At 39.4% G+C, this 12589-nt stretch carries 12 protein-coding genes; 1 reads left to right on the forward strand and 11 read right to left on the reverse strand.

Annotation, left to right across the window (positions count from 1 at the left end):
* Positions 1 to 6: 6 nt before the first annotated feature.
* From rfbD to ATE92_RS05255, 8 genes are read right to left on the reverse strand one after another with little or no spacing between them, the layout of a single operon-like run.
* Entirely contained in the window at positions 7 to 858 is an 852-nt protein-coding gene (gene rfbD / locus ATE92_RS05220; protein WP_100802701.1) for a dTDP-4-dehydrorhamnose reductase, read from the reverse strand.
* Positions 855 to 1400: a dTDP-4-dehydrorhamnose 3,5-epimerase gene (rfbC, locus tag ATE92_RS05225; protein WP_100802702.1), complete on the reverse strand. Its 546-nt coding sequence runs from the start codon at positions 1398 to 1400 to the stop codon at positions 855 to 857. Before rfbC ends, rfbD begins: the two co-directional genes overlap by 4 nt.
* Positions 1401 to 1403: 3 nt before the next feature.
* Positions 1404 to 2261 (reverse strand): glucose-1-phosphate thymidylyltransferase RfbA, encoded by an 858-nt coding sequence (rfbA, locus tag ATE92_RS05230; protein ID WP_100802703.1) that lies wholly within the window; start codon positions 2259 to 2261, stop codon positions 1404 to 1406.
* Positions 2258 to 3274 carry a dTDP-glucose 4,6-dehydratase gene (rfbB, locus tag ATE92_RS05235; RefSeq protein WP_100802704.1) on the reverse strand — a complete coding sequence of 339 codons (1017 nt, stop codon included), beginning with the start codon at positions 3272 to 3274 and terminating at the stop codon, positions 2258 to 2260. Before rfbB ends, rfbA begins: the two co-directional genes overlap by 4 nt.
* Positions 3275 to 3303: 29 nt before the next feature.
* Entirely contained in the window at positions 3304 to 4284 is a 981-nt protein-coding gene (locus ATE92_RS05240; RefSeq protein ID WP_100802705.1) for a hypothetical protein, read from the reverse strand.
* 5 nt (positions 4285 to 4289) lie between these two features.
* Positions 4290 to 5954, reverse strand: a complete 1665-nt coding sequence (locus tag ATE92_RS05245) for a hypothetical protein (protein ID WP_100802706.1) — start codon at positions 5952 to 5954, stop codon at positions 4290 to 4292.
* A gap of 17 nt (positions 5955 to 5971) precedes the next feature.
* Complete coding sequence (locus ATE92_RS05250; protein WP_100802707.1) at positions 5972 to 7474, reverse strand: GH3 auxin-responsive promoter family protein; 1503 nt, start codon at positions 7472 to 7474, stop codon at positions 5972 to 5974.
* A gap of 6 nt (positions 7475 to 7480) precedes the next feature.
* The gene (locus ATE92_RS05255; RefSeq protein WP_100802708.1) at positions 7481 to 8347 is read right to left on the reverse strand and encodes a M23 family metallopeptidase; all 867 of its coding nucleotides are present in this window, start codon (positions 8345 to 8347) and stop codon (positions 7481 to 7483) included.
* 117 nt (positions 8348 to 8464) lie between these two features.
* Between ATE92_RS05255 and ATE92_RS05260 the strand changes: the two genes are divergently transcribed.
* Complete coding sequence (locus tag ATE92_RS05260; protein WP_100802709.1) at positions 8465 to 8653, forward strand: twin-arginine translocase TatA/TatE family subunit; 189 nt, start codon at positions 8465 to 8467, stop codon at positions 8651 to 8653.
* 75 nt (positions 8654 to 8728) lie between these two features.
* Here the strand turns inward: ATE92_RS05260 and ATE92_RS05265 are convergent, their stop codons facing one another.
* From ATE92_RS05265 to pgk, 3 genes are all read right to left on the reverse strand, one after another.
* Positions 8729 to 9703, reverse strand: coding sequence for a DUF4837 family protein (locus ATE92_RS05265; protein WP_100802710.1), 975 nt, complete (start codon positions 9701 to 9703; stop codon positions 8729 to 8731).
* A 21-nt stretch (positions 9704 to 9724) separates the two neighbouring features.
* A complete protein-coding gene (locus ATE92_RS05270; RefSeq protein ID WP_100802711.1) occupies positions 9725 to 11278 on the reverse strand; it encodes a LysM peptidoglycan-binding domain-containing protein in 1554 nt (517 codons plus the stop codon).
* A gap of 105 nt (positions 11279 to 11383) precedes the next feature.
* Positions 11384 to 12571: a phosphoglycerate kinase gene (gene pgk, locus ATE92_RS05275; RefSeq protein ID WP_100802712.1), complete on the reverse strand. Its 1188-nt coding sequence runs from the start codon at positions 12569 to 12571 to the stop codon at positions 11384 to 11386.
* Positions 12572 to 12589 lie beyond the last annotated feature (18 nt).

The raw sequence follows: 12589 nt of genomic DNA on the forward strand, positions 1-12589 counted from the left end.
TCTTCTTCATGTTATTTTCAAAAGCGCAATAAAGCTGTCCTTCCAGTTTCTAGTTTTAAAAGAAATAATTTTTTGCGCTTTATAACAGTTAAGCACACTATATTTTGGACGTTGTGCAAAAGTAGGATAATGTCCTGTTTTAACAAGCTTTGAGGCATCAAATTGCGGGTTACACTTAAAAACAGCTTCCGCAAAACCGTGCCACGTCGTCTCACCCTCATTACTAAAGTGATATAAACCATACGCTTTTTCTTCAGCATCAATAATTCCCAATAAGAACTGCGCCAAATCATTCGCATTAGTTGGTGTTCCTGTTTGCTCGGTTGTAATCGATAGCGATTTACCTTCTTCAGCATATTTTAATATGGTTTTGAAAAAGTTATGCCCGTATTGAGAATACAACCATGATGATCTAACAATATAATGCATTTCGCAAATCTCCTGAATGTATTGTTCACCTTTAAGTTTTGATGCTCCGTAAACATTTATCGGATTTGGAACATCTTCTTCGGTGTAGGGCGTTCTCTTTTTGCCGTCAAACACATAATCGGTCGAAATATGTAGCAAGATCACATTGTGTTGTTTGCAACATAGTGCCAGATTTTTTACTGCTTCCGTATTAAGGCTGAATGCTTTTCCCTGCTCGCTTTCAGCCTTTTCCACATTGGTATAAGCCGCAGTATTTATGCAATAATCGATTTTATTATTCTGAAAAAAATCTCTCACTTGAGCGTGATTTTCAATATCCAATTCCCTTTTTGAAGTAAAGACAAAAGAGAGGTCGGGAAATTCTGAAGCATTATCTTTAATGCATCTTCCTAATTGCCCATTTGCTCCTGTAACCAGTACTTTTTTCATGAAATTACCTCCCGAAAAGTTGGAAGCTGTAAATCTTTTTCTGAAATGATTAAATCTTCCTTCGGAAGATGCCAATCCAGCGCTAAGGTTGCGTCATTATAGATAATTCCGCCTTCTGAAGCTTTATCGTAATAATTATCACATTTATAGACAAAAATAGATTCTTCCGAAAGGGATACAAAACCATGTGCAAAACCTCTTGGCACAAAAAGCTGCTCTCCCTCCTTTTCATCCAGGATATAGGAAAAGTGCTTCCCGAAAGTTGCAGAGTTTTTACGGAGATCCACCACAATATCCAACACCCGCCCTTTAATTACCCTCACCAGTTTGGCCTGTGCCATTGCTCCTTTCTGAAAATGCAGCCCCCTAAGCACTCCGTACCCGGAAATAGACTGATTGTCTTGTACAAATTCGATTTCCATTCCGGTAATCTCGACAAAGGATTTTTTGTTATAGGTTTCACTAAATAATCCTCGTGCGTCCTTAAATACGCCGGGTTTTAAAATAATGCAATCCTGTAAGGGTGTTTTTTGTAGCTCCAATACTTAGTCTAATTGTAATAAATGTTTACCGTAGCCGCTTTTTAACAAGGGTTGGGCCAATGCGATAAGTTGATCCTTGGTAATATATCCCATATCGTACGCCGCTTCTTCAATAGATCCTATCTTTAATCCTTGACGCTCTTCAATAACCTCAACAAACTGCGCAGCCTGCATAAGAGAAGCAAACGTTCCTGTGTCCAGCCAGGCTGTTCCTTTATCGAGAATACTTACGCGCAGCTTTCCCTGTTGCAAATACATGTTATTTACATCAGTAATCTCTAGTTCGCCACGGGCACTGGGGGCTATGGACGCAGCAACTTCTACAACACTGTTATCGTAAAAATAGATCCCCGGGACCGCATAATTGGATTTAGGATGCTTTGGTTTTTCTTCAATCGACAACGCTTTTCCATTAGAATCAAACTGGACTACTCCATAGCGTTCAGGATCCAAAACGTGATAGGCATAAATAATACCCCCATCAGGATTGTTGTTGGACTGCAATAATTCCTTTAAACCGGAACCGTAAAAGATATTGTCGCCTAATATGAGGGCTACTTTTTCTTTACCAATAAACTCCTTACCAATTATAAATGCTTCCGCCAGGCCGTTTGGATGCTCCTGTTCTGCATAGCTAAATTCGCAGCCCAGCTTTTTTCCATCTCCCAAAAGTTCTTTAAACAATGGTAAATCCTGGGGAGTTGAAATTATTAATATTTCTCGTATCCCTGCATACATAAGGGTTGAAAGCGGATAATAAATCATGGGTTTATCATACACCGGCATCAGTTGTTTGCTTATCGCAAGGGTTATTGGGTGTAATCTCGTTCCCGAGCCCCCGGCTAAAATAATTCCCTTCATAATCTGTCTCTGTTGTTAAGGTACCAAGTTACCGTTTTCTTAATTCCTGTCTCAAAATTTTCTTCAGCCTTCCAACCTAACTCATTTTCAATTTTAGAGGCATCAATTGCATATCTGAAATCATGCCCCGGTCTGTCTGCTACAAAGGAGATTAGCTCTTTATAAGAACTGCTTTTAGGTTGTAATTCGTCCAATAGTTCACAAATAGTATGCGCAATGTAAAGATTATTTCGCTCGTTATTGCCTCCAATATTGTAGGTTTCACCGGTTTTTCCTTTATCTATTGCAAGTTGTATTCCGGTGCAATGGTCCTTTACATACAACCAATCTCGTACGTTTTTTCCATCTCCGTAAATAGGAATAGGTTGCCCGGAAAGAGCCTTCCGAATAATGGTGGGTATTAATTTTTCTTTATGCTGATTCGGACCGTAGTTGTTGGAACAGTTGGTGGTAACTACCGGCAATCCGTAGGTATGAAAATAACTTCTTACTATAAAATCAGATGAAGCCTTGGACGCACTGTAGGGACTGTTAGGAGCATATGGCGTCGTTTCGGTAAAAAGTCCCGTTTCCCCAAGGGTTCCGTAAACCTCATCGGTGGAAACATGTAAGAAGCGAGCTGTCCTAAATCCCTCCTTAAACCGGTTAGGTCCGTCCATCCAATTTTTATAGGCGCTTTGCAACAAATTAAATGTCCCAACTATATTGGTTTGGATAAACTCAGCAGGCCCGGTAATTGAATTATCTACATGCGATTCGGCGGCAAAATGTACAATTTTTGAAAATTTATGTGTTTCGAACAGATTTTCAACCAGAGAGGCATCGCAAATATCTCCTTCAATAAAAGTATAGTTCTTTCGTGCTGAAACTGCTTCTAAATTAGTCAGGTTTCCGGCATAAGTAAGCTTGTCCAGGACTATAATCTCATCTTTTGATTGCTCCATATAATACGCAACAAAATTGGATCCTATAAATCCTGCGCCCCCTGTAATTAAGACTTTATTGTTCTTCAAAATAATATTTTAGTCTTGGCTAATTTTTTTTATGCATTTTTTCTTTCTTCAAGCGTCATCTCCTTTGCAACAGAATATCCCTTCCTAAATAGGGCAAAAACAAAAAACATAAACAAAAGGAAAAATGGATAAACTATAATTTTATTACCTAAAATACCAGGTTGTTGTTCAACTAAATCAGATTTATTAAGCAATACCGTTATATCTTTAGACAATTCTATATCTCTTTGTAAGTCTTTATTTAGGTCGAGCAAATGATTCTTTTTTTCAACCAACCCTGTCAAATCCTTATCTAATACTATTTGGTAGGTTGAAAAATCCGGCTCTTGTTCTTCTACATAGTTCTGAAATACCTTGTCGATTAATTCGATAGTTTTTTTGTTGGATAAAAGAAGTTCCATGTCTGTTTTTATGGCTTCCTCCTTGTAGCTAGCAAGTAACTCATTACCATTAAAATAATTTATTAAGTTGTCTAGTGTTTTTGACGTTGCGTTATTTGATAATTTCACCTTTAGTTTATGAAATTTATACTCAAAAGTAAAAACCTTACTTGCAGAATCATCCCCGTCGTATTCATATTTATCTAAAAGAATTTCGAAGGTTTTGTTGTTATTTCCATAATTCTCCAATAATTCGTTAAAACTAATAATTGGCTTAATTTCAACGTTTTTTATCAATGGTTGTCCATTCCATAAATTATGATTTGATAGAAAAACTGAATCTCGATTATTAATCTTGGTGTTTAAAATGTCAATCGAATTGTAAACATAACTTCCTAGTCCAAAGTTAATTCGAACAACAGCATTAGTGGATTTAGAATTTTTAACATCCTTTTGTGATAAATACCCCCATAAAATTCCAATGAGCACTAAGGATAGTACAATTATCCAATTCCTAATTAGAAATAAAATAAACTTATAGGCTGCAATTAAAATCCTCTTAAAAGAATCATTGAGTTTCTTAAAAAGGAAGATTAAATCGATGTCTTCATTGTTATTCGTCGTATTCATAATTGTTAGTTTAAAATCTGTTTTAATATCTTTTCGGTAATCAAATAAGTGGGCTTTACGCCTGTTGTGCCAAGTCCTCCCGAAGCGAGGGTACTTCCTGTTTCCAGCGGGTTGTCTGAAGCATAATATGCATACCGCACCTCCACCTTGCCGCTGATGCTTCCGCGAATCTTCGATGCCGCCTGAATCGCCTTCTGATAGTGGGCTCCTTCCATTTCTAGACCAATTACATTCCAGGTGGAATTGTGAAAAAACTTTAAAATATCCCGGTTTTGTAATGATGTTCCCAATACGGTTATCATCGCGCCGGTGCATACCTTAACGTCGTCCTCCGCGAAATGTGATTTCTTTAATTTGTTTTTAAACGGATAATTATCGGCTGTTCCTTCAAATACGTGCGCAGACGGAATCATAATATCCCCCTTTCCCCCTTCCAAAATACCGGCCTTTCCCATAATTGAGATAGATATAACATTTAAAAAATGCCGCTTTTCTTTAGTCTCATAGGGCTTTAACAATTCGTCCATGCTTTCATAAGCTTGCTCACCAAAGGCATAGTCCATAACGATAATCACCGGGCTTTTGTCCCCCGTTTCCAAGCGTCCAGGAAGTTTTGATGTGTCAAATATCTGGACATTGGTATTAGTCCCGCTTGTGTCTTCAACGTAGGTCATGCCATTGTCTCCGGCAAATTTTTGAATCTTATCCCGTAATTTCACATTGACATGCTTACTTAAAGCTTCAAATACTTCTAACGGCTTCTTTTGTTTGAATTCGGAAGCTAAAGCAGCGGGGGCATACAAACTATTCATAACACTGTGCATATTGGCACTAATAATATGCAGCGGTCGCTCTAAAAAGCCTTTTTCTTCCAGTGTCTGCTTAATCTTCAGTGCCCATCGCTCTCCGTAAATATGATGCCCTAATCGTTCACGTAATACCGGGCTAAACGTAATAATTCGCTTATTGTCGTCAAGGACTTCTTCCATGGCATACTTCCCTAAGAAATAGATAAGACTTAAAAATCGGTTTTCATCTTCTGGGCTGGCAAACTGACTGTAGATTTCATTTACCTCTTCAAAAGTGCGGCCTAAAAAATTGGCGGTATGTGTAAGCGCTGTTTCCTTGTCGTTTTGCGTTAATTCGCCCTTTTTTAAAACTGCCGCCTCCAGTTTTTGCCAATCTCGAATTACTGTTCCCTTTTCATCAATTAAAACCTGCTTCATGATCTTATGAGATTCAATATACAGAAAGGTAAGGTGGGTAAGGATGTCGTAAATTTCGGAGCGTCCTCTGGTAATTTCAATATTCATCTGCTCTGCATCAATGCGATAGCAATTTCGGCGGCGTTTTTCGGGAATAATGACCTTAAAGTGTGAATTTTTATAGCCTTCATCACTGGTGAGGTTTACAAATCTGCATTCCTCAATTCCGTAAGGGAGTCGGTCAATTACGTACAAAAGACCCTGTAATTCGATCTTTTCCTCGGCGATCGAGCCGTAAATTTCGGGACGTAAAATAAAAAGAGCCTCACGCAACGTCTCCCCTGAAACCCCCATGGGTTTGTAAAAACCTCTGTTAAAGAGGTGCCTCATGGTGATGTAAATTCGTTCTATGGCGCCGGAACTCTCCTGCGCGCGAGTTCGAATATGTGATTTCATTTTATTCATTCCTGTGCAAAGATAAACTAATTTAAGGCTTGCAAGTTAATCAGTTCGTCGGCAATCTCGCGGTCGTTTGCCAAACGCGGTGTTTTGTTTTGTCCCCCTAATTTTCCTTGAGACTTCATATAACTATTAAAACTGTCTTTTCCTAAAACCCTTATTTTTAACGGCTGAAGAACCTTTCCTTTTATTAAATCGAAATAGTACGAATTTTGCCGCTGCATCGAAGCGTCCAATGCTTCCGCTACCTGCTGAAGGTTCATCGGAACTTTTTCAAACTCTATCAACCATTCATGATACGGCAGATCTCCCTTATTGGGTGCGGTTTGGGGTGCAACCGTAAACTCAGAAATTGAAAACTGAAAATCTTCAATAGCCTCTTTCATTGCTTGCTCCACTTCCTTCCCAATCACATGTTCCCCAAAGGCCGAAATATAATGCGCTATGCGGCCGGATACCATAATGCGATAAGGTTTTGTAGCAATAAACTGAATAGTATCTCCTAAATTATAAGCCCACAGCCCGGCATTGGTAGAAATTATCATTACATAATTTACGCCCGTTTTCACTTCCCCAATGGTAAGTCTTGGAGCATTATCTTCAAAAAATCGCTTTTCTTCAACGAATTCGTAAAAAATTCCGGAATTCAAAAGCAGCAGCATGCCATCTTTTTTCTGACTGTCCTGATAAGCAAAAAATCCTTCGCTGGCGGGAAATAATTCGATACTCGGCACTTTTCTGCCAATTAACGCTTCAAATTTTGCGCGGTACGGCTCATAATTTACCCCTCCATAGATAAACAGTTCAAAGTTTTTAAAAAGGTCGCCTATTTTCTTGCCCGACTTAGCTTGGAGGCGTTCAAAATACATCTGTACCCAAGAAGGAATGCCGCTAATTACGGTCATATTCTCATTAATAGTCTCGGCGACGATAGCATCCACCTTGGTTTCCCAGTCTTCTATACAATTGGTTTTCATACTGGGCAATCGGTTCATTTGAAGATACTTCGGGACATAATGAGCGACTATGCCCGACAGCCTGCCAAATTTAACTCCGTTTTTTTTCTCCAAACGCGGGCTCCCCTGTAAAAAAATCATTTTCCCATTTACAAAATCCGATTTTCCTGTTTCTTCTATATAACAAAGAATTGCATTCCGTGCTGCTTTCAAATGGAAGGGCAAGGAAGCCTTAGTAAGAGGGATGTATTTGGCACCACTGGTTGTGCCCGAGGTTTTGGCGAAATAAAGTGGTTTCCCGGGCCATAGGACATTTTCTTCTCCCTGTACCACTCTATCGACATACGATTTTAATGCCTCGTAATCTCTAATTGGCACCTGAGCGGCAAATTGTTTTGGCGAGGTGATTGTATGAAAATAGTGATCTTTTCCGAAAACTGTATCCTTTGCATTTTTAATCAACTGTTTAAATACCCGTTCTTGTGTTTTTTCGGGCGCTTCCGACCACTTATGGATACGGCGAACCTCTCTTCTTGCAAGGATTTTAGCAGCTATGGACTTTATAGGCATGCCGGTCTAATCAAATTTAATAAAGTTAGTAGGATTGATGGGATATCCATCGCTCCACAACTCAAAGTGAAGATGTGGTCCCGTAGAAAGATCCCCTGTATTCCCTGAAATAGCTATTACCTCCCCTGCCTTTACAAATTCTCCTTGCACTTTGTTCAGTGAAGCATTGTGTTTATAGGCAGATAACAGATTATTGGCGTGTTCAATAATGATCACATAGCCGGTATCTGCGGTCCATTCTGCAAAAATAACAGTTCCGTCTGCTGTTGCCTTTACAGGCGCATCTTTTGCCGTGACTATATCGACTGCAAAATGCTTTTCCTTGGGGTTATATCCATCTGAAATTGTTCCTTTTACAGGCGCAAATAGTACAAAACTCACTTCGGAAGCTCCTTTTAACGGGTTGTATTTATCTTCCTGAAAGACTTTTTCTCGAAGCAGAGAATCTTGCCTGGAGGCATTCAGGTTAATTTGAGACATGTCTATTTTGGCTGCTTCAATAATAGAATCCTTATTAAAATTAACCGTTTTAACGTCTCCTGTGAGCACTTTTCGTATTGAAGCAAGGTATTGCTCATTTACATTAATAACCTGCTGTAGTGAGTCTGTTTTGAAGGTGAGGTCGGTGGCTTTTTGTTTTAAAGAGGCTGATGAATATCCGGGGATGTATTCCCGAAGGGGTGTAAAAGCAATAATGACGGTAGTAATGGTAACTAAAAACATCGCAAAAACCATACTGAAAACAAACACGTTAAGCCTATTCAGCTTAAATGAAAACCGCTCTTCAAAGGTGTCTTCGTTCAGTACGACCAAACGATATTTGTGCAATAACTTCTTTCTTATCTTTCGGGATCGTTTCTCTTTTTCTGCCATTGCGAATACTTAGTGGTACAAATATAAAATAAACTCAACCGGTTACACGCTAAAGTTAATTGGAAAACGTTCTATCTAAGTATTTCTTGTTACCTTTGTTTGATAAATTATTGAAAAATGAATGCATTACTTATACCCCTAGCTATTGGTCCTTGGCAAATTGCATTAATCGTAGTGATTGTTTTATTGTTATTTGGAGGAAGAAAAATTCCGGAATTAATGCGAGGTTTAGGCTCCGGTATTAAAGAATTTAAGGATGCTTCGAAAGAAGATCCGAACGATAAAAAAATTGACGAAAAGAAATAATTAGTTCTTTTCAATGTACATAAAAAAGCCTGCTGCGAAACTCGTAACAGGCTTTTTATATAGATAGCTAGGATATCAGTCTATTTTGGCCGATTTCAAGATTGCTTCCAGTTCAAATTGTAAGTCCCGCTTCGCTACCGAAGGGGCATAGGTGAAGCCCTCTAAAATTATATACCTGTTGTTAGCCTCGTCCTTCACCGCATAGTTTAAAAAGGGTCCGGCCATATATTTATCTTTTACTTCCCAAGTTCCCTTGGTTTCATAGGCAAATTTCCCGTCTATCTCACTAGAAAACAAATACGGTGCATAGGCTTCCTCTGTAATAAACTCCCCTTCGTCCTCAACGGGCATATAACCCGCACCAATAGAGTCCCGTATTTTAATAATGTCTCCCACAATAGCCGAATCTTTTCCAATCATGCTCATGGGGACTTCATAAATGATGATATTAGTGCTGCCGGATTTTAAATCCTTTCGCAGCCAGTAAAAGTTTTCGGTAGCCAGTGATATTCTATAGGCCGAAGGAACATTTAAAGTTACCCCCAAACGTTCTTTCAAAGAGTCTAATTCTTTTAGTGAAATTTTTATTCGCCTTTGCTTTTCAATAATTTCCGATGCCTTAAATGCCTCTAAAATTTTCTGATGATTTTCAGATATCAATTCGACCAGGCGAGCTTCAGAAGGCGCCGATACAAAAACACCTGTTTGAGGTTTAGCATAAGGATCTTCATCGATAACAAATCCTTCCTTTTCAGCTATAGTTACATGTAAAAAAAGGCGATATTTTCTTGCAAAGCCCGTATAGGTAGAGGGCGGCATCTGATTGATAGAATAAAGCGGCTCTTCCTGTGGAAGTCCGTCGGCCGGAGCGGCTAAGTATTCCCGGATAGTTTCTCCAACAGCTCCATTCCATATGTCATTGTCAATAATTACCTGAAGTGCGTTTATATTTCCATTGGATGTTGGCAAATACGACCTGTCCTTTTTACCCGATTCTGAACAAGAAGTAAACAAAATAAAGGTGAGAAGGACTAGAGAAATTGATTTCATGAAAATGGAATTTATTGGGAACTATCCTTTCGAAATCTTAAGCTTCATTCCCGGTTTTAAATTGGTACCACTAATATCGTTCCATTTTTTTATATTCTGAACGGTAACGCCTGGAAATTTCTGAGAAATACTCCACAGAGAGTCTCCGTTTTTAACGGTATAGATTTTTGCATTCCCGCTTTCCGAAACAGCCGCTTTGGTGCTTGCTGCCGAATTCCCGGGGTGAATTGTAAGTCGCTGTCCTACCTTAAGGGTGTTACTGCGCAAGCCGTTCCAGCGTTTTATCTGACTTACCGACACGCCATATTTATCGGCTATCTTACCCAAATAGTCACCGCTTCGCACCTTATACCGTATCTTTCCGGCCTCCTCAAACATCTGTGGTAAGGGCTTTTCCCTGTCATTAAATTCTTTTTCGGCAAAGGCATATACAGCTTCTTCGTTGGCAACAAATTTTCCTACAGCACGTATCGGCAATCGCAAGACATATTTTTCATCCTTAATATTCGGAATAATATCCAGTTTGTATGAAGGGTTTAAAAATTGAAGTTCCTCCATATCTACATTGGTCACCTTCGCTACCTGCTCCAGTGTAATCATTCTTTTTACATGTATGGTGTCTGTTGCAACATAAGGAATTGTTGGTCCGTCACTCACAAATCCGTGTTCTTCAGCAAATTCAAAAATATACATGGTTGCCAAAAAAGCGGGCAAATATCCTGCTGTTTCACGTGGAAGGTGGTGACGAATGTTCCAGTAATTGGTATAACCTCCTGCGCGACGCAGAGCTTTCGATACATTTCCGGGACCCGAATTATATGCCGCAAGTGCTAAATCCCAATCTCCTAAACTTTTGTAGAGGCTTTTTAAGTATTCACAGGCTGCTTCTGTTGCCAAAAGAGGGTCCGAGCGCTCATCTACATAAGAAGTTACATCGAGACCGTACATCTTTCCGGTATTGAACATAAATTGCCACAATCCGGTGGCACCGACTCTGGATTTTGCACGCGGATTAAGCGCTGATTCTACAATGGCCAAATATTTTAATTCTAGCGGGATGTTGTGCTTGTCCAGCGCCTCTTCAAACATTGGGAAATAATAATCGCTTAACGCCATAAGCCTTCCCATGGTTCTTCTTCTGTTTTTAAGGTAATGCTTAATTACGCTCTCCAACGAAGGGTTGTATTCTACATTAAAAGGCGTCCTTGCGTTTAATTCGGCAAGGCGTTGTTTGAGTAGTTCGGTGGGTAATTCTTCGTAATCAACCGGTTCGTATTCCTGACTGCTTATAGTTCCGTAAACTTCTTCAAACATTTCAGATTTATACAATTGTTGCAACCACAGGCTATCTTTTTTTCTTGCCATGGCCATGTCTTCCAAATCGAAAATTACCGTGTCTTTGAGCTTTGTAGCAACCACCGTCTTTGGTAAATCGCCGGAAACCTGTCTAATTGTGATGGAATCAACAATTTTTACGTGTTTCGTCTTAAGCGAATCCGGTGCCGGTTTGGTTTTTTGTGCATGTAACAACATGCAGCTAAAAAGCAATAGTAACGAAAAGAGTGTTTTTTTCATACTTAACTAAACGTAGGTTAGGGGAGCTAAATTTTGCTAAAATTAATTAAATGACGCGAATAGACAAACTTTTAACACATTTGCCGCCAGTTATAACGCCTTTTACTAGTCTAAAATTGCCTGAATTCCGGGCAAAGTTTTACCTTCAAGCATCTCCAGCATGGCACCGCCTCCTGTAGACACGTAACTCACCTTTTCGGTGAAATTAAACTTTTTAACCGCCGCCACCGAATCTCCTCCGCCAACTAATGAAAATGCTCCGTTCTTGGTAGCTTCAGCGATGGCATTTCCTAAAGAAATTGTTCCTTCTGCGAAAGGCTCCATTTCAAAAACTCCTACCGGTCCATTCCAAAGAATTGTCTTTGAATTTGCAATTACTTCTGCAAATTGTATGTTGGTATTAGGTCCTGTATCCAATCCCATCCAGCCGTCCGGAATAGAGTCTACTCCGTCAATTTCAGTATTGGCGAATTCCGAAAAACTATCTGCCACCACGGCATCGGACGGAAGGTGAACCTGCACTCCTTTTTTCTTAGCCATTTTCAAGATATCCAGTGCCATTTCTTGCTTGTCTTCCTCAACTAACGAGCTTCCTATCGCGCCTCCTTTGGCTTTTACAAAGGTAAACGCCATTCCGCCACCTATTATTAAATGATTTATTTTGTCTAAAATATTCTCAATAATTGTAATTTTTGATGATACCTTGGCTCCTCCAATTATTGCGGTTACGGGCTTTTGACTATTTGCAAGAACCTTATTTACATTTTCAATTTCGGAAGCGAGTAGCAATCCGAAGCATTTATTCTTAGGAAAAAATTTAGCAATAATAGCCGTGGAAGCATGGGCTCTGTGCGCCGCGCCAAAGGCATCATTTACATAGATATCTCCCAGTTTGGACAGTTTCTCGGCAAACTTGCGATCGCCTTTTGTTTCTTCCTCATAATATCGCAGGTTTTCCAACAATAAAATCTCACCCGGTTTTAGTGTTGAAACCGCATCCTGGGTGACAGCGCCAATACAATCATTCACAAATTTCACAGTGACTCCAAAAACCTCACTTGCGTTGTTAACAATGTGTTTCAGAGAGAATTCGACTTCTTTATTCTTTGGTCTACCCAAGTGCGACATCAAAACACAGCTACCACCGTCCTCCAATATTTTTATAATCGTTGGTTTCGCTGCTTCAATACGTGTCGCGTCCGTTACTTCATAGTCTTCGTTCAACGGGACGTTAAAATCAACCCGAATGAGCGCTTTTTTATCCTTAAAATTAAAGTCATTTACCGTTTTCATATACTTTTTATTGAGAGG

It is taken from the genome of Ulvibacter sp. MAR_2010_11, assembly GCF_002813135.1.
Lineage (GTDB): Bacteria > Bacteroidota > Bacteroidia > Flavobacteriales > Flavobacteriaceae > Altibacter.